Annotated in this window: 16 protein-coding genes; 10 read left to right on the forward strand and 6 right to left on the reverse strand. The window is 71.1% G+C overall.

Annotated features, from left to right (window positions below; all coding sequences use genetic code 11):
- The first annotated feature begins 81 nt into the window (after nucleotides 1-81).
- From atpA to AC1DQF_RS12395, 6 genes are all read left to right on the forward strand, one after another.
- A complete protein-coding gene (gene atpA, locus AC1DQF_RS12370; protein ID WP_477525518.1) occupies nucleotides 82-1,722 on the forward strand; it encodes a F0F1 ATP synthase subunit alpha in 1,641 nt (546 codons plus the stop codon).
- 2 nt (nucleotides 1,723-1,724) lie between these two features.
- Nucleotides 1,725-2,657: a F0F1 ATP synthase subunit gamma gene (locus tag AC1DQF_RS12375; protein ID WP_477525519.1), complete on the forward strand. Its 933-nt coding sequence runs from the start codon at nucleotides 1,725-1,727 to the stop codon at nucleotides 2,655-2,657.
- A complete protein-coding gene (gene atpD / locus AC1DQF_RS12380; protein WP_477525520.1) occupies nucleotides 2,654-4,114 on the forward strand; it encodes a F0F1 ATP synthase subunit beta in 1,461 nt (486 codons plus the stop codon). The genes AC1DQF_RS12375 and atpD overlap by 4 nt, the downstream gene beginning before the upstream one ends.
- On the forward strand, nucleotides 4,114-4,518 hold the full coding sequence (locus AC1DQF_RS12385; protein WP_477525521.1) for a F0F1 ATP synthase subunit epsilon: 405 nt from the start codon (nucleotides 4,114-4,116) through the stop codon (nucleotides 4,516-4,518). Before atpD ends, AC1DQF_RS12385 begins: the two co-directional genes overlap by 1 nt.
- 118 nt (nucleotides 4,519-4,636) lie before the next feature.
- Complete coding sequence (locus tag AC1DQF_RS12390; RefSeq protein ID WP_477525522.1) at nucleotides 4,637-5,086, forward strand: DUF2550 domain-containing protein; 450 nt, start codon at nucleotides 4,637-4,639, stop codon at nucleotides 5,084-5,086.
- A 5-nt stretch (nucleotides 5,087-5,091) separates the two neighbouring features.
- Entirely contained in the window at nucleotides 5,092-6,252 is a 1,161-nt protein-coding gene (locus AC1DQF_RS12395) for an MFS transporter (protein WP_477525523.1), read from the forward strand.
- Nucleotides 6,253-6,255: 3 nt separating this feature from the next.
- Here the strand turns inward: AC1DQF_RS12395 and AC1DQF_RS12400 are convergent, their stop codons facing one another.
- The 5 genes from AC1DQF_RS12400 to AC1DQF_RS12420 form a co-directional block, all read right to left on the reverse strand.
- Nucleotides 6,256-6,843: a GrpB family protein gene (locus AC1DQF_RS12400; RefSeq protein ID WP_477525524.1), complete on the reverse strand. Its 588-nt coding sequence runs from the start codon at nucleotides 6,841-6,843 to the stop codon at nucleotides 6,256-6,258.
- A 50-nt stretch (nucleotides 6,844-6,893) separates the two neighbouring features.
- Nucleotides 6,894-8,258 carry an HNH endonuclease gene (locus tag AC1DQF_RS12405; protein WP_477525525.1) on the reverse strand — a complete coding sequence of 455 codons (1,365 nt, stop codon included), beginning with the start codon at nucleotides 8,256-8,258 and terminating at the stop codon, nucleotides 6,894-6,896.
- Between the two features lie 75 nt (nucleotides 8,259-8,333).
- A complete protein-coding gene (locus AC1DQF_RS12410) occupies nucleotides 8,334-8,918 on the reverse strand; it encodes a GNAT family N-acetyltransferase (protein ID WP_477525526.1) in 585 nt (194 codons plus the stop codon).
- Complete coding sequence (locus AC1DQF_RS12415; protein WP_477525527.1) at nucleotides 8,911-12,063, reverse strand: SNF2-related protein; 3,153 nt, start codon at nucleotides 12,061-12,063, stop codon at nucleotides 8,911-8,913. Before AC1DQF_RS12415 ends, AC1DQF_RS12410 begins: the two co-directional genes overlap by 8 nt.
- Nucleotides 12,064-12,117: 54 nt before the next feature.
- On the reverse strand, nucleotides 12,118-12,726 hold the full coding sequence (locus AC1DQF_RS12420) for a cob(I)yrinic acid a,c-diamide adenosyltransferase (protein ID WP_477525528.1): 609 nt from the start codon (nucleotides 12,724-12,726) through the stop codon (nucleotides 12,118-12,120).
- 133 nt (nucleotides 12,727-12,859) lie between these two features.
- Between AC1DQF_RS12420 and AC1DQF_RS12425 the strand changes: the two genes are divergently transcribed.
- The gene (locus AC1DQF_RS12425) at nucleotides 12,860-13,168 is read left to right on the forward strand and encodes an STAS domain-containing protein (RefSeq protein WP_477525529.1); all 309 of its coding nucleotides are present in this window, start codon (nucleotides 12,860-12,862) and stop codon (nucleotides 13,166-13,168) included.
- A 75-nt stretch (nucleotides 13,169-13,243) separates the two neighbouring features.
- Nucleotides 13,244-15,307: a protein meaA gene (locus AC1DQF_RS12430; RefSeq protein WP_477525530.1), complete on the forward strand. Its 2,064-nt coding sequence runs from the start codon at nucleotides 13,244-13,246 to the stop codon at nucleotides 15,305-15,307.
- 18 nt (nucleotides 15,308-15,325) lie between these two features.
- Here AC1DQF_RS12430 and AC1DQF_RS12435 read toward each other — a convergent pair whose 3' ends face one another.
- Nucleotides 15,326-15,823, reverse strand: a complete 498-nt coding sequence (locus AC1DQF_RS12435) for a DUF427 domain-containing protein (RefSeq protein WP_477525531.1) — start codon at nucleotides 15,821-15,823, stop codon at nucleotides 15,326-15,328.
- Between the two features lie 44 nt (nucleotides 15,824-15,867).
- Between AC1DQF_RS12435 and AC1DQF_RS12440 the strand changes: the two genes are divergently transcribed.
- Both AC1DQF_RS12440 and AC1DQF_RS12445 read left to right on the forward strand, forming a co-directional pair.
- The gene (locus tag AC1DQF_RS12440) at nucleotides 15,868-16,467 is read left to right on the forward strand and encodes a histidine phosphatase family protein (RefSeq protein WP_477525532.1); all 600 of its coding nucleotides are present in this window, start codon (nucleotides 15,868-15,870) and stop codon (nucleotides 16,465-16,467) included.
- A gap of 53 nt (nucleotides 16,468-16,520) precedes the next feature.
- Complete coding sequence (locus AC1DQF_RS12445) at nucleotides 16,521-16,715, forward strand: hypothetical protein (RefSeq protein ID WP_477525533.1); 195 nt, start codon at nucleotides 16,521-16,523, stop codon at nucleotides 16,713-16,715.
- Nucleotides 16,716-16,730 lie beyond the last annotated feature (15 nt).

The following is a 16,730-nucleotide window of genomic DNA, read 5'->3' on the forward strand; positions in this document are numbered from 1 at the left end:
TGACGCCCAGCCCATGACGTCGAGCCCCATCCAGCACCACCACCCCAGCACTTTTCGAGCACTCGAGAGTAAGGAAGACAGATGACGGAGCTTTCGATCCGTCCGGACGAGATCCGGGACGCGCTGCAGCGCTTCGTGTCCGACTACAAGCCTGAGTCGGCCAGCAAGGAAGAGGTCGGCACCGTTGCCGAGGCAGCGGACGGCATCGCCCGCGTCAGCGGCCTGCCCTCCGTGATGGCCAACGAGCTGCTCGAGTTCGAGGACGGCACGCTGGGCATCGCGCTCAACCTCGACACGCGTGAGATCGGCGTCGTGGTGCTGGGCGACTTCGACAAGATCGAGGAGGGCCAGACCGTGCGTCGCACGGGCGAGATCCTCTCGGTCCCCGTGGGCGAGGGCTACCTCGGCCGCGTGGTCGACCCGCTCGGCACCCCGATCGACGGCCTCGGCGAGATCGAGTCGCACGAGCGTCGTGCCCTCGAGCTCCAGGCCCCCGGCGTGATGGTGCGCAAGTCGGTGCACGAGCCCCTGGCGACCGGCATCAAGGCGATCGACGCCCTGACGCCCATCGGTCGTGGCCAGCGCCAGCTCATCATCGGTGACCGCGCGACCGGCAAGACCACGATCGCGATTGACACGATCATCAACCAGAAGGCCAACTGGGAGTCCGGTGACCCGGACAAGCAGGTCCGCTGCATCTACGTCGCCATCGGCCAGAAGGGCTCGACCATCGCCTCCGTGCGTGGCGCCCTCGAGGAGGCCGGCGCGCTGGAGTACACATCCATCGTGGCCTCCCCGGCGTCCGACTCGGCCGGCTTCAAGTACCTCGCGCCGTACACCGGCTCGGCCATCGGCCAGCACTGGATGTACGACGGCAAGCACGTCCTGATCGTCTTCGACGACCTGACCAAGCAGGCCGAGGCCTACCGCGCCGTGTCGCTGCTGCTGCGCCGCCCGCCGGGTCGCGAGGCCTACCCGGGCGACGTGTTCTACCTGCACAGCCGCCTGCTCGAGCGGTGCGCGAAGCTCTCCGACGACATGGGCAAGGGCTCGATGACCGGCCTGCCGATCATCGAGACCAAGGCCAACGACGTCTCGGCGTTCATCCCGACCAACGTCATCTCGATCACCGACGGCCAGATCTTCTTGCAGTCGGACCTGTTCGCGGCCAACCAGCGCCCCGCCATCGACGTGGGCGTCTCGGTCTCGCGGGTGGGTGGCTCGGCCATGACCAAGGCGATGAAGGCCGTCACCGGCTCGCTCAAGGTCGACCTGGCGCAGTTCCGCGCCATGGAGGCCTTCGCCATGTTCGCCTCGGACCTCGACGCGGCCTCGCGCCAGCAGCTGGACCGCGGTCAGCGCCTGATGGCGCTGCTCAAGCAGCCCCAGTACTCGCCGTACCCCGTCGAGGAGATGACCGTGTCCCTGTGGACCGGCACCTCGGGCCGCCTGGACAAGGTGCCCACCGACGACGTGCTCCGCTTCGAGAACGAGTTCCTGGACTACCTGCGTCGCAGCCACGAGGGCATCCTCGCCGGCATCCGCGAGTCGCAGAAGTTCGAGGACTCCACCGAGTCCGAGCTCGAGAAGGCGTACGACTCCTTCCTCGACCAGTTCGAGACCTCGGACGGCCAGAGCATCAAGGCCGGCCACGAGGAGCACGTCGCCCTCGAGGACGAGGACGTCGAGCAGGAGCAGATCGTCAAGCAGAAGCGGGGCTGACCATGGCTCTCTCGGTACGTGAGTACCGCGCGCGGATCAAGTCGACGGAGTCGATGAAGAAGATCACGCGTGCCATGGAGCTCATTGCCGCGTCCCGCATCATCAAGGCGCAGCAGCGGGCCCAATCGGCCGCGCCGTACGCCCGCGAGCTCACGCGTGCGGTCTCGGCCGTCGCGACCTTCTCCAACGTCGACCACGCGTTGACGGTGGAGCCCGAGAACCCGACGAAGGCGGCGATCCTCATCGTCACCTCCGACCGGGGTCTCGCGGGTGCCTACTCCTCGAACGTCCTCAAGGAGGCCGAGCGCCTCATCGAGAAGCTCAAGGGGGAGGGCAAGGAGGTCGACGTCTACGTCTCCGGCCGCAAGGGCGAGGCCTACTTCAAGTTCCGGCAGCGCCCCGTGGTGCAGTCGTGGACCGGCTTCTCCGACCAGCCGACGTACGACGTCGCGCAGGACATCGGCTCCACGCTGATCTCGGCGTTCCTCGGCGAGACCGGCGCGGAGGCCGAGGAGGGCATCGCACCGGGCGTCGACGAGGTCCACGTGGTCTACACGCGGTTCCGCTCGATGCTCAACCAGGAGCCCCAGGCCCTGCGGATGCTTCCCCTCGAGGTCGTGGAGGGCGAGGAGAAGCCCTCCGACGAGGAGCTGCTGCCGCTCTACGAGTTCGAGCCCTCGCCGTCCGAGGTGCTCGACTCCCTGCTCCCGCGCTACGTCCAGAGCCGGATCTTCTTCGCCCTGCTGCAGGCGGCCGCCTCCGAGCTGGCCGCCCGTCAGAAGGCGATGAAGTCCGCGACGGACAACGCCGACGAGCTCATCAAGAAGTACAAGCGCATCGCCAACCAGGCTCGCCAGGCTGGCATTACCCAGGAAATCAGCGAGATCGTCGGTGGCGTCAATGCCCTTGCCGACGCACAAGCCGGGAGTGAGTGAACATGACTGCCACCATTGAAGAGACGACCCACCAGGCCGGCGGCTCGGTCGGTCGCATCGCCCGTGTCATCGGCCCGGTCGTGGACATCGAGTTCCCGACCGGCTCGATGCCGGCGATCTACAACGCCCTGACCTGCGAGTTCGAGCTGGGCGGTGAGAAGCACTCGATCATCCTCGAGGTCGCCCAGCACATCGGCGACGGCATGGTCCGCGCCATCTCGATGAAGCCGACCGACGGCCTCGTCCGCGGCGGCCAGATCACCGACACCGGTGGCCCCATCACGGTGCCCGTCGGTGACGCCACCCTCGGCAAGGTGTTCAACACCACCGGTGACGTCCTCAACCTCGCCGAGGGTGAGACGTTCGAGCCGGCCGAGCGCTGGGGCATCCACCGCAAGGCGCCGGCGTTCGACCAGCTGGAGTCCAAGACCCAGATGTTCGAGACCGGCATCAAGGTCATCGACCTGCTCACCCCCTACGTCCAGGGCGGCAAGATCGGCCTGTTCGGTGGTGCCGGTGTCGGCAAGACCGTGCTGATCCAGGAGATGATCGCCCGCGTCGCCAAGGACCACGGTGGCGTGTCGGTGTTCGCCGGCGTCGGTGAGCGCACCCGCGAGGGCAACGACCTCATCGTCGAGATGGAGGAGGCCGGAGTTCTCGGCCAGACCGCCCTCGTCTTCGGCCAGATGGACGAGCCGCCGGGGACGCGCCTCCGGGTCGCCCTGTCCGCCCTCACGATGGCGGAGTACTTCCGCGACGTGCAGAAGCAGGACGTGCTCCTCTTCATCGACAACATCTTCCGCTTCACCCAGGCCGGTTCCGAGGTCTCCACGCTGCTCGGTCGCATGCCGTCCGCGGTGGGCTACCAGCCCAACCTCGCCGACGAGATGGGCCAGCTCCAGGAGCGCATCACCTCGACGCGTGGTCACTCGATCACCTCGCTGCAGGCGATCTACGTTCCGGCCGACGACTACACCGACCCGGCCCCGGCCACGACGTTCGCGCACCTCGATGCGACCACCGAGCTCTCGCGAGAGATCGCCTCGCTCGGTATCTACCCCGCGGTGGACCCGCTGACGTCGACCTCGCGGATCCTCGACCCGCAGTACATCGGTGACGAGCACTACCGCTGCGCGGTCCGGATCAAGCAGATCCTCCAGCGCAACAAGGAGCTCCAGGACATCATCGCGATCCTCGGTGTCGACGAGCTCTCCGAGGAGGACAAGATCATCGTGTCCCGGGCGCGCCGTATCCAGCGCTTCCTCTCGCAGAACACCTACGTCGCCAAGCAGTTCACCGGCATCGAGGGCTCGACGGTTCCCGTGGCGGACACCATCGAGGCGTTCAACAAGATCGCGGACGGCGAGTACGACCACGTCGCCGAGCAGGCGTTCTTCATGTGCGGTGGTCTCGACGACGTCGAGGCCAAGTGGGCTGAGATCCAGAAGACCCTCTGATGGCCGACCACACCAGCAAGCCCCTCCACGTGGAGCTCGTCGCGGCCGACCGTCTGGTCTGGTCGGGCGAGGCCCGCATGGTCATCGCGCGCACCACGGACGGTGACGTGGGCATCCTGCCCGGGCACGCCCCGATGCTCTCGGTGATCATCGAGGGAGTCGTCGACGTGCAGACCGCCGAGGGCGAGACGTGGGTCGCGGCCGTGGACGCCGGGTTCCTGTCGGTGGCCAACAACCGGGTCTCGATCCTGTCCGAGCATGCGGAGATGTCGCACGAGATCGACCTGGAGAAGGCACGCCACGAGCTCGAGCGCGCCAAGTCCAGCGGCGAGAACGACGACGCCGCCCAGGAGGCGGTCCGTCGCGCCGAGGCCCGTGTCCGGGCCGTGGAGCGGGCGTCCTGACCGGGTGACCAACAGCTGACGCTAGGGTGAGCGCACGGACCGGTCGGTGGTCCGTGCGCTCACTGCATTTCGCGGTGCCGAGGCAATGCACCGTGTGGGTGGCACAAGGGAGGTATGGATGCCGTTGTGGCAGTGGCTGCTCGAGTCCGCGGGCGTCCTGCTGGTCCTGCCGCTGCTGTACGGCGTCGCCCTGATCGTGCGGCGTCGACTCATCGCCCGCAACGGTGGCACCTTCGAGCTGAGCTACCGCATGCGCACCGGCCACCCGGGTCGCGGATGGCTGCTCGGACTGGGTCGCTACAGCGGTGACTCGCTGGAGTGGTTCCGCATCTTCTCGCTCTCCCCGCGACCGCGGATGAGCTGGGCGCGCCAGACGATGACCTACTCGGGTCGTCGTGACCTGGTCGGCGCGGAGGAGATGTCGTTGTACGCCGGCCACGTCGTCGTGTGCTGCACGGCCCCGTCCGGGCCGTTCGAGATCGCCATGAGCGAGGCCTCGCTGACCGGCTTCCAGGCGTGGATCGAAGCAGGTCCCCCCGGGGCCGACTGGGACCGGAACCGCGGCTGACGCGCGTGCCCGACGTCATCGCCGCCCGCAATGCCGTGGGGCTGGCCTTCTTCCTCAACGGACTGTGCTTCGCCAGCTGGGTCTCGCGCATCCCCGAGGCCCGCGACGGCTTCGGGCTGAGCAACGGCGGCCTCGGCGTACTGCTGCTGATGATCGCCGTGGGCTCGCTCGTGGCCCTGCCGAGCACGGGCGCGGCGATCGGTCGCTGGGGCACGGTACGGGTGCTGCGCGCCGGTGCCGTCGCGGCGGCCCTCGGTCTCGGCACCACGGGGCTCGCCCTGGGTGACTCGCTGGTCGTCACCGGTGCCGCGCTCTTCGTCTACGGCATCGGCATCGGCGTGTGGGACGTGGCGATGAACGTGGAGGGCGCCGAGGTCGAGCGCAGCCTGGGCCGCACCGTGATGCCGCGCTTCCACGCCGGCTTCAGCCTGGGCACCGTCGTCGGCGCACTGCTCGGGGCCGGCCTGGTCGCTCTCGGGGTGGCGGGCACATGGCACCTGGTGGTGGTGGTGCTGCTCTCGGCGGCCGTCGTGTGGCGCGGCGCCGGGGCCTTCCTCCCGATCCCGGAGGTCGGCCACGAGGAGCGGACGCCGGCGGCCCGTGCCTGGCTCGAGCCGCGCACGCTGCTCATCGGGGTGATGGTGCTGGCGCTCGCGATGACCGAGGGCACCGCCAACGACTGGCTCGCGGTGGCCCTCGTGGACGGGTACGGCGTCTCGCACGCGGTCGGCGTGGCCGGGTTCGGTCTCTTCGTGGCGGCGATGACGCTCGGCCGCGTCGCCGGCACCCACCTGCTCGACGCGTTCGGACGCACCGCAGTCCTGTGGTCGACGATGGCGGTCGCCGGCGCCGGCGTGCTGCTGATCGTCCTGGGCGGACACCCGGCGCTCGTGGTGCTCGGCATCGTGCTCTGGGGCCTGGGAGCCTCGCTCGGCTTCCCGGTGGGGATGAGTGCCGCGGCCGACGAGCCGGCCAGGGCCGCGGCGCGGGTCAGCGTCGTCTCGACCATCGGGTACGCCGCGTTCCTCGCCGGTCCGCCGCTCCTCGGGTTCGTGGGGGACCGGGTCGGCACCCTCGACGCCCTGCTCGTGGTGGCCGTGCTGCTCGTCCCCGCGGCGCTCGCCGTCCCGGCCGCGCGCCGGCCGGTCTCGTCCGAGGCCGTCTGAGGTTCAGTCGAGCAGGCCCGCCGCCAGGAACATCCGCCGGTAGATATCGCGGACGACCGGCTCCTTGACGTGGTTGTAGCGAAGGCCCCCTCCGAGCTCCCCGGCGGCGGCGCGCTTGGCCTCGGCGTACAGCGTCCGGTCCTCCGGGTGGGCGACCAGCCAGTCGCGGAACATTGCGTGCCGCACCATCTCGGGGCAGCCGGGGCCGAAGACGTGCAGGTGCACCCGCGTCTCGCCGAGGTGCTTGAAGAGGCGGTGCTGGTGCCAGTCGGGCTCGGTGATCCAGTGCACGAGGCCGAGCCCCTCGAGGACGGGGACGTACGCCGTCTCGTCGGTGGGGTCTGCGACGGACAGGTCGATGTCGATGATCGGCTTGGCGGGCAGCCCCGGCACCGAGGTGGAGCCGATGTGCTGGATGGCGAGGACGCGGTTGCCGAGCGCATCGAGCACCCGGGCCTCCCACGCGGCGTACTGCTCGGGCCACGTGGGGTCGGGCTCCTCGACCCGCACCGTGTATCCGGTCGGGAAGGAGCCGACGTAGACGACCTCGCCCTCGTCGTGGTGGCGGGTGATGTCGTCCGGTGTCGGCACACGCCGATCCAAGCACGCCGGGGGATCCGTTCAGAGGGGTCGGGCCGACCTCACGCCGCCGGGGGCAGCAACAGGGCCCGGATACGGCGCTCTGCGGGGGAGGAGTGGCTGCCGGTGACCGGTTGGTCGGGGGCCCGGGAGCGGTGCTCGTGCCCGGTGGGTGTGACCAGCACGATCTCGGTGACGGCCAGCGGGTCCGCGACCGGCTCGTGGCGCCATCCGGGTGACTCCTTGGCGTAGTTGCAGGCTTCGCAGAGACCTTGGGCGTTGGCGAGGGTGGTCTGACCGCCGGCGGCGCGGGGGACGACGTGGTCGTGGTGGCGGAGGGGGGCGTTGCAGTAGGGGGTGCGGCAGCGGCGGTCGCGGACGTCGATGAGGTCGGCGAGACCGTGGCGGTAGTAGCTGGAGGCGGACTCGGTGGCGATGAGGGTGCCGGTGCCGGGCATGGCGAAGAGCCGTTGGACGGTGGAGCGCAGGTGCCGGGCTCCGTCCTGGGCGAGTCGACGGGCCACGCTGGCAGGGACGTGGCCGGCGCCGGCGACGTAGCCGGGTTCGTCGCTGGTGCCCACCAGGGTCTCGGCACTGACGACGACCTTGAGGGCGATCGCGGTGGGCGTGCCGAGGTGGCCGCCGGCGTCGGGCCCGCCGAGGCGTTGGACGAGGATGTCGGCGACGAGCTGGCCTCGGGTGCGGTCGTCGCCGCCGGCGCGTGCCTTGTCCGCGGTGGTGTCGAGGACGGTCATGATCGCCGAGACGTCGATGGCGGGCAGCGTCGCGGTGAGCTGACCCATGCCGTCACCGAGGATGCGGGCGTGGACGTGTCGCTTGGTGCGGGCCCGGGTGTGGCGGGCGAGCCAGCCTTCCTCGTCGCGTCGCAGCACCTCGCGCCGCACCAGGTCGCGCAGGTCGGCGTCGCCGAGCCCGTTGAGGTCGCGGCTGATGGCGGTGTCGAGGCCGCGGCGCTGGTCGCGCGTGAGGTCGGCGGACTCGGTGGCGATGATCTCGGCGCGCCGTTCGTTGAGGTCGCCGCGCTCCAGCGCCGCCAGGGTGTGGGGGAGGTCGGTGAGCAGGGCGCGGGCGAGGCGGAGCTTGCGGCGCCCCTCGTGTGGTGACTCGCGGCGGGCGAGGCCGACCTCGATGCCGAGCCCGGCGTCGGGGTGGGGCAGGCGGCGCGTGGGCTCGAGCATGCGGCGGGCCTCGGCCTGCACCTCGCGGTGCTGGGAGATCGTATGGGTGATGCGCGCCTGCTGGGCGCAGACGGCGGACTTGAGGCGCTCGAGGGCGTCGAGCTGGTCGATGCCGTCGCTCGGGGTGCCCGCGACCTGGATGGCGGACAGCAGCTCGCCGAGAGCACGGACCCGCGCCGCAGGACCGGGGTCCGGCTGCGGGGGAGGCTCCGTGAATGACTCGAACATGTGTTCTATTGTACGCCCGAGATTGCTGGTGGCAAGGGCCCGAGGGGATCTGTGGATGAGGGACGCGCCCGTCGCTCAGGCGAGCGTGCGCCGCATGACGAGCCGCGGCATCCCGCTCGCGACGGCCTCGGTCCGGCCGACGACCTCGAAGCCGGAGCGCGCGAACATCGCCCGAGTCCCCACGAAGGCCATCGTGGTGTCCATCCGCCCGTCGGGGTCGACCGGGTGGGCCTCGACGGCGGGGGCGCCGCGGGAGGCGGCGTACGCGACGGCTCCCTCGATCAGCTGTGAGGTCACGCCCTGACGGCGGTGCCCACTGCGGACCACGATGCAGATGATGCTCCAGACCGCCACGTCGTCGACGGGACGGATGAGGCGGGACCGCACGAGGCGGGGGATCTCGGCCCGCGGGGCCACGTGGCACCACCCGACCGGCACGGCGTCGCGGTAGGTCACCACGCCGAAGGACGTGCGTCCGCCGGCCAGGGACCGGGCCGCGTCCTCGCGCGAGCCCGCGCCGAGCTCCTCGATCTTCCGCACCCGCAACCGGTGGGACAGGCACCAGCAGTGGGTGCTGCGGCGGTTCGGGTTCACCACGTCCGCGAAGTCCTCGAAGCGCTCGGCGGTCACGGGGTGGGTGGCCCAGACGACGTCAGCCATCGTCGAACAGGCCCCGGATGTCGTCGGCGCTGATCCCCTGCACCGTGGCCGCGTCGCCGTCGATGACCCTCGCGAAGAGCTCGGCCTTGCGGGCCTTGAGGGCCATCACCTTCTCCTCGATGGTGTCGGTGGCGACGAGCCGGTAGACGTGGACGTGCTTGTCCTGGCCGATGCGGTGCGCCCGGTCGACGGCCTGGGCCTCGGCGGCGGGGTTCCACCAGGGGTCCAGCACGTAGACGTAGTCCGCCTCGGTCAGGGTCAGCCCAACCCCGCCCGCCTTGAGGCTGATCAGGAAGACCGGCGCCTCGGCACGGCGGAACGCCTCGATCACCGCCTCGCGGTCCCGGGTGCTGCCGTCGAGGTAGACGGTCGCGATGCCGTCCGCGGTGAGGCGTTCGCGCACGCGGCTCAGGAAGGAGGTGAACGTGCTGAACACCAGCGCCTGGTGCCCCTCGGCGGTCACCTCGGCCAGCTGCTCGGCCAGCAGGGTGATCTTGGCCGAGCCGACGTGGTCGTGCTCCGGATCCACCAGGGCCGGGTCCAGTGCGAGCTGGCGCAGCTTGGTCAGGGCGCTGAAGATGGCGACCCGGTTGCGGTCGAAGTCCTCGACGAGCCCGAGGATCCGCTGCCGCTCCCGTGCGAGGTGGGTGTCGTAGATCTTGCGGTGCCTCGACTCGAGCGCGACCTCGAGGACCTGCTCCTGCTTGGGTGGGAGGTCGGCTGCCACCAGCTCCTTGGTGCGCCGCAGCAGGAACGGCTTGATGCGCCTGCGGAACCGGTCCAGGGCGGCCTGGTCGCCCTCCTTCTCGACGGGACCCACGACCACATCGCGGAAGCGCCGGGGCGCGGGGTAGAGCCCCGGCGCCGTGATCGACAGCAGCGACCACAGCTCCATCAGCCGGTTCTCAAAGGGCGTGCCGGTCACCGCCAGGCGGAAGTCGGCATCGATGCTGCGGGCGGCGGCGTAGGTCTTGCCCTGGTGGTTCTTGACCTGCTGGGCCTCGTCGAGCACGAGTCCGCCCCAGCGCCGGGCCGTGAACTGGGCGCGCTCCAGGCGGAGCAGCGCATAGGTCGTGACCACCACGTCGTGGTCCTGTGCGATGGCGGCGACATCGTCGGTGCGCCGCGCCACCACCCCGACCCGCAGGCCGGGCGCGTGGGTCGCGGCCTGCTGGCGCCAGGCGGTGACAACGCTGGTCGGGGCGACCACGAGGAAAGGGTCCTCGATCCCGAGCCGGGCCCGGGCGTGCTGCACGAGCGCCAGCACCTGCAGCGTCTTGCCGAGGCCCATGTCGTCGGCCAGGATCCCGCCGAGGCCGTGCTGGTGGAGGAACGCCAGCCACCAGAACCCCTCCAGCTGGTAGGGCCGCAGGGTGGTGGTCAGGCCCACCGGCGCCGGCTGCGGGATCTCCGTCAGGTCGCGCAGTGCGAGCGCGCGTTGCACCCAGGTGGCCGCCTGGGCGTCGACGACCCCGAGCTCGGTGAGCTCGGCCCACACGCTCAGGTCGGTGGTCCCGACGCTGACCCGGTCCTCGTCGCCCTCGCGCAGCTGCGCGGCCGCGGCCACCACCTCGTGCAGCCGGGCGAACTCCGGGCGGTCCAGCGCGACGTACAGCCCGCTGGGCAGCACGAGGAACTCGTCGTCGCGGGTCACGGCCGCGAGCACGTCCGGAAGCGGCACCTGCTCGCCGTCGATGCTGACGTGGACCTCGAGGTCGAGCCAGTCGGTGTGGTCGGGCTGGTCCTCGGCCAGGGTGAACGCGATCTCCGGGGTGCTGGTCGACTCGCGGAAGTCGGGTGGCTCGACCTCGACCACCGTGACGTCGCCGAGCGAGCCCAGGTGGGGGAGGTCGTGGAGGGCCAGGGAGAGCGCGTCGCCGCCGTGCACGGACGTGACCCCGACCAGGTGCTCGGGGACCGTCGTCAGGACGGCGCGCTCGGTCTCCGGGTCGCGGACACCGGCGAGGGACTCCGTGGACGACAACGGGCAGCGCGCCTCGCCGTACGCCCACTGCCAGTCGAGGCCGGCATGCGTCGAGGAGTGCCAGGCCACCGTGACGAGCAGGCGGGGCGGAGGGGGAGCGGGCACGTCGAGGGAGCCGTCCGACGACACGACCTCCACATGTCGGGCCAGCGGCGCCAGGGCACGGAGGAACACCTCCACCTCGTCGGCGTCGACGACCACCGGAGGTCCCACCAGGAGCTCGGCCAGGGCGTCGTGGAGCGGCTCGGCGAGGTCGGTGAGCAGGACGTCGTCGCCCTCGACCAGCACCAGCGTCGTGGCGGGTCGGCCGACGGGGGTGATGTCGTCCCCCCGCCAGCGGCGCTCGTCGACCTCCGCGAAGACCTCGAAGGCGCCCGCACCGTCGCGACGCGTCAGGTCGGCCGCGAGGCGTCCCGGTGCGGAGCTCAGGGAGACCGATGCGACCCCCGGACCGGGCACCAGCACGACCCCGGCGGCCACGGCCGCGCGCAGGGCGGGCACCAGCCGGTCGCCGTAGTCGTCGAGCATCGGCGCGGCGCCGGCCACCAGGTAGGTGTGACGGCTGAGGAGTCCCCGGTGCAGCGCCCGGAGTGCCTCGACCTGGGCCGGCACGAAACGACTCGTGGCCACCGGCCCGGACAGGTCCGTCCACTCCGCCCCGCTGCGGACCCACCCACGGCGCGCCCCGGGTCGCACCGGACGCATCGAGAAGTCGCCGGGGGCTCCGCGCGACCAGCGGTTGGCCGGCCGGCGCGACACCTCCAGGCCCAGGCCCGTCCCGGCCAGCGTCGAGTGCGCGCGCTTCTCCAGCTCGCCGGTGAGCCGAGCCAGGCGTTGTCGCCACTCCGGCTCGGGCGGTGGCTGTGCGGCGCCGCGCAGGCGCAGGGCGACGGCCGCGCCGTGCTTGCACAGCCGCGCGACCGGGCACGAGCAGGCCGTGAACACCCAGTCGGAGGCCTCGTTGACCTCGGCGTGGAACTGCACCCGGTAGGGGGCCGGGGAGCTGCCCCACACCTCCGCGGTGGCGGTCAGGCTGGTGGAGGTCTCGTGCACGGCCGCCAGGTCGAAGACCTCGTCGAGGTAGCCGTGGGCGCGAGCCAGGGTGCCCGGGTCGAAGAACCGGGCGAGGTAGTCATCGGTCAGGGCGTCGCGGATCTCCATGGCCCCGTCATCGTGACACCCGGCGCCGACATCCCGCAGCCGTCGTCCACAGGCTCAGCCTGCGTCGCCACGGTCGTCAGCGGGCGTGGCGCCGCGCTCCCCACCGGGGACCCACAACACGTCGCCCTGCTCGCGGTTCGCGTGCCGGGCCAGGATGAACAGCAGGTCGGAGAGCCGGTTGAGGTAGGTGACGGACAGCTGGTTCATCGACGCGGCGTGCTCGGACCAGGCCGCCCACGCGGACCGCTCCGCACGTCGTACGACGGTGCGCGCGACGTGCAGGTGGGCCGCGCCGGACGTGCCGCCGTTGAGGATGAACGAGCGCAGGTTGGGCAGCTGCTCGTTGTAGTGGTCGCACCAGGCCTCGAGCCGGTCGACGTAGTCCTGCTCGATGCGCAGCGGCGGGTACTCGGGGTCGGGGACGACCGGGGTGCACAGGTCGGCGCCCACGTCGAAGAGGTCGTTCTGCACGTGGGTGAGCACCGCGACCACGTCGGCGTCGAGGTCGCCGAGGGCCAGTGCGAGCCCGAGGTGGGCGCCGGCCTCGTCCACGTCGGCGTACGCGTGCAGCCGCGAGTCGGTCTTGGAGGTCTCGCTCATGTCGCCGAGTCGGGTGGTGCCGGCGTCGCCGGTGCGGGTGTAGATGCGGGTGAGGTTGACCATGCGACGAGCCTAGTCAGGCCGCCACCTCAAAAGGGGAGGTGTCGGTGCAACCAAGTCGGGTACAACTGCGTCATAGTGAGTGCCACGTCACAGTCTGGGAGTGCCGGCGGCACCGACAGAGGGGGAGACATCGATGGACATCACCACGGACGGACCCGTCCTGATGTTGCACGGTGACTTCGACGTGCGGAGCACGTGGGAGGTCCGGACCGCCATCTACGACCACCTCGAGGGCCTCGACGAGGACATCGTGGTCGATCTGGGCGACGTGGAGAACATCGACGCCACCGCCCTGCGCGTGCTCGCCGTCGCGACCCGCCAGGCCTGGCTGAACGGCCACCACCTCACCGTGCGCAACTGCGGCCCCTCGGTGCGTCGGATGATGCACCTGACCCGGCTGGCCCGGGCCATCGAGGTCGAGCGCTCGGTCGCCTCGGCCTGATCGACGCCGGGTGGGTGGGGTTGCTCACATTTCCAATCGGTGACTCACCGGTAACCACGGGCCTACATTGGCCCCATGACTGACTCCGAGGCCCAGGTCCCGTCGGCCGCGCCCGAGGCGGCCCGCCCCGCCAAGGACCGACCGTGGGTGATGCGCACGTACGCCGGTCACTCCACGGCCGCGGCGTCCAACGCGTTGTACCGGACCAACCTGGCCAAGGGCCAGACCGGTCTCTCGGTCGCCTTCGACCTGCCCACGCAGACCGGCTACGACCCGGACTCGCCGCTCAGCCGCGGCGAGGTGGGCAAGGTGGGGGTGCCGGTCCCGCACCTCGGCGAGATGCGCAAGCTCTTCGACGACATCCCGCTGACCGGGATGAACACCTCGATGACGATCAACGCGACCGCCATGTGGCTGCTCGCGATGTACCAGGTCGCCGCCGAGGAGCAGAACGGCCTGACCGCCGACTCGAGCGCCGAGGAGCGCAGCGCGGTCGCCCACCAGCTCGCCGGCACGACCCAGAACGACATCATCAAGGAGTACCTCTCCCGCGGGACCTACGTCTTCCCGCCGGAGCACTCGCTGCGCCTGATCAGCGACATGATCGCCTACACCGTCCACGAGATCCCCCAATGGAACCCGATCAACATCTGCAGCTACCACCTCCAGGAGGCCGGCGCGACGCCGACCCAGGAGCTGGCCTACGCGCTGTGCACCGCCATCGCCGTCCTCGACCAGGTCAAGGCGTCGGGGCAGGTCGACGAGGCGGACTTCGACAAGGTCGTCGGCCGCATCTCGTTCTTCGTCAACGCCGGCGTCCGCTTCGTCGAGGAGACCTGCAAGATGCGGGCCTTCGTGCAGCTGTGGGACGAGATCACCCGGGAGCGGTACGGCGTGCAGGACGAGAAGATGCGCCGCTTCCGCTACGGCGTCCAGGTCAACTCCCTCGGCCTCACCGAGGCCCAGCCGGAGAACAACGTCCAGCGCATCGTGCTGGAGATGCTGGGCGTGACGCTGTCCAAGAACGCCCGCGCCCGCGCCGTACAGCTCCCCGCGTGGAACGAGGCCCTCGGCCTCCCGCGGCCGTGGGACCAGCAGTGGTCGCTGCGCCTGCAGCAGGTGCTGGCCTTCGAGTCCGACCTGCTCGAGTACGAGGACATCTTCGACGGCTCGCACGTGATCGCGGCCAAGGTCGCCGAGCTCGTGGACAGCGCCAGGACCGAGATCGACCGCGTGCAGGCCATGGGCGGCGCCATCGCGGCCGTCGAGGCCGGCTACATGAAGCAGGCCCTGGTCAGCGCCCACGCCGCCCGGCGCGCGCGGATCGAGAACGGCGACGAGATCATCGTGGGGGTCAACAAGTTCGACACCACCGAGCCGTCGCCGCTCACCGCCAACCTCGACGAGGCCATCATGGCCGCCGACCCTGCCGCCGAGCAGTCCGCGCTCGACTCCGTCGCGGCCTGGAAGGACCAGCGCGACGAGGTCGCGGTCTCGGACGCGCTCACGAGGCTGGCCGCCGACGCCAAGACCGACACGAACCTCATGCACGCCACGCTCGCCGCGGCGCGGGCGGGCGCCACCACGGGGGAGTGGGCCGGCACGCTGCGCGAGGTCTTCGGCGAGTTCCGCGCCCCGACCGGCGTGAGCGGTGCCGTGGGCGTGGCCGAGGCCGGCGCCGAGCTGGCCGCGGTCCGCGAGCGGGTGCGTACGACGGGCGAGGAGCTCGGCGGCCGCCTGCGCCTGCTGGTCGGCAAGCCCGGTCTCGACGGCCACTCCAACGGTGCCGAGCAGGTCGCCGTGCGCGCTCGCGACGCCGGCTTCGAGGTGATCTACCAGGGGATCCGCCTCACCCCGGACCAGATCGTCGCGGCCGCCGTCGCCGAGGACGTGCACTGCGTCGGGCTCTCGATCCTGTCCGGATCGCACATGGAGCTGGTCCCCGACGTGCTCGACGGCCTCCGCGCGGCGGGGCTCGAGGACGTGCCCGTGATCGTCGGCGGGATCATCCCCGAGTCCGACGGCAGGCGGCTCGTCGAGCTCGGGGTCGCGGCGGTCTACACGCCCAAGGACTTCGGTCTGACCGAGATCATGGGCGGCATCGTCGAGGTGATCAGGAAGGCCAACGGCCTCGTCTGACCGGCGTGCTCCCGGCGGTCACCAGCCGTGGCTGCCGGGCCCGCCCTTGAAGGGGCCGACGACGCGGTCGGTGATCCAGCCGCCGTAGAAGCCGCCCTCCTGGGCGCGCACGAGCTCGTCGTCGACGAGGCACGCCTCGACCTGCCCGGGCATCACCGACAGGTGGTCGCGGATCGCCTCGAAGCCGCGCGTGGGGTCGGCGTACGTCCAGGCGGCCCGCCGGGCGGTGGCGGTGTCGGTGACGAGGTCGAAGTACGTCGCCACGCCCTTCCACTCGCAGAAGGTGGTGCCCTCGACCGGCCGCAGCACGCCGGGGGCGAACGCGTCGCGTGGCAGGTAGTAGGCCGGGGGGTGGCTCGTCTCCAGCACGCGCAGCGACGACGTGGTGCGGGCGACGACCTCGCCGCCGAGCCGGATCTCGACGGTCTCCTTGCTGGTCTCGACCCGCGGGGGACGGGGGTAGTCCCACACGGACTCCTGGCCGGGACCGGGGACCTCGGGCTCCACTCTGCGCATGTCGTCCAACGTACGTGCCGACCGGGCGGGGCTAGCGTGACGCCATGAGCGATCTCCAGTGCCCCACCCGGGTCTTCCTCGCCCGTCACGGCGAGGCCGACCACGAGACGGACCTGGTCACCGACGACGGCGGGTCGCTCAGCGCGACCGGACGTGCCCAGGCCCGGGCGCTCGGCGAGCGGCTCCTGGGCGAGCGCATCGCTCGCGTGTGGTGCAGCCCGCTCTCGCGGGCCGTGCAGACCGCCGAGATCGCGGCGGGCGTCCTGGGCGTCGACGTCGTCGTCCGCGAGGACCTGAGGGAGTACGGCGTCGGTGCGCTGGCCGGCACCGACGCGAGTGAGTCCGCCGCGCTCCGCCCGGTCTTCGAGGCCTGGGTGGCCGGGGACGACGCGGCGAGGATCCCCGGCGGCGAGGCCGTGGCCGGGATCGCCGCCCGTGTCTCCGGCGTGCTGGACGAGGTCCGCGACGCCCACCGCGGCGAGGGGGTCCTGGTGGTCAGCCACGGCGGCGCCATCATGGTGACGGTGCCGGTCCTGCTCGACCGGCCGCGCGAGACGGGGCACGACCTGGCGCTGCCGGGCGGCGCGCACCTGGCCCTCGAGGGCGACGACGAGGGCTGGCGGATGGTCGCCGGGCCCGCGTGAGATGTCGGCAACACTCAGGTAAGGCTTGCCTCACCCGCGTGTAGGGTGCCGGCATGGGCAAGTCCAAGGGCAAGAAGGCCGGCAAGGTCGCCAGGCTCCCGAAGAAGGAGTGCTGCGTCTCCCGGACGAAGTGCAACCGCTGCCCGCTGCGGATGCTCAAGGAGGGCACCCTGCCCGAGGGCTACACCGTCAAGAAGCGCAAGCTGGTCAAGGTCAAGAAGAAGGTCGGMAAGCAGCTCGCCGCCTGAGGGCGTCCGGGTCGT

The organism is Nocardioides sp. P4_G4 (assembly GCF_056401085.1).

Coding starts and splice junctions, on each gene's coding strand:
- atpA (WP_477525518.1), top strand. CDS start 82: ATGACGGAGCTTTCGATCCGTCCGGACGAGATCCGGGACGCGCTGCAG.
- AC1DQF_RS12375 (WP_477525519.1), top strand. CDS start 1,725: ATGGCTCTCTCGGTACGTGAGTACCGCGCGCGGATCAAGTCGACGGAG.
- AC1DQF_RS12385 (WP_477525521.1), top strand. CDS start 4,114: ATGGCCGACCACACCAGCAAGCCCCTCCACGTGGAGCTCGTCGCGGCC.
- AC1DQF_RS12390 (WP_477525522.1), top strand. CDS start 4,637: ATGCCGTTGTGGCAGTGGCTGCTCGAGTCCGCGGGCGTCCTGCTGGTC.
- AC1DQF_RS12405 (WP_477525525.1), bottom strand. CDS start 8,258: ATGTTCGAGTCATTCACGGAGCCTCCCCCGCAGCCGGACCCCGGTCCT.
- AC1DQF_RS12410 (WP_477525526.1), bottom strand. CDS start 8,918: ATGGCTGACGTCGTCTGGGCCACCCACCCCGTGACCGCCGAGCGCTTC.
- AC1DQF_RS12415 (WP_477525527.1), bottom strand. CDS start 12,063: ATGGAGATCCGCGACGCCCTGACCGATGACTACCTCGCCCGGTTCTTC.
- AC1DQF_RS12420 (WP_477525528.1), bottom strand. CDS start 12,726: ATGGTCAACCTCACCCGCATCTACACCCGCACCGGCGACGCCGGCACC.
- AC1DQF_RS12425 (WP_477525529.1), top strand. CDS start 12,860: ATGGACATCACCACGGACGGACCCGTCCTGATGTTGCACGGTGACTTC.
- AC1DQF_RS12430 (WP_477525530.1), top strand. CDS start 13,244: ATGACTGACTCCGAGGCCCAGGTCCCGTCGGCCGCGCCCGAGGCGGCC.
- AC1DQF_RS12435 (WP_477525531.1), bottom strand. CDS start 15,823: ATGCGCAGAGTGGAGCCCGAGGTCCCCGGTCCCGGCCAGGAGTCCGTG.
- AC1DQF_RS12440 (WP_477525532.1), top strand. CDS start 15,868: ATGAGCGATCTCCAGTGCCCCACCCGGGTCTTCCTCGCCCGTCACGGC.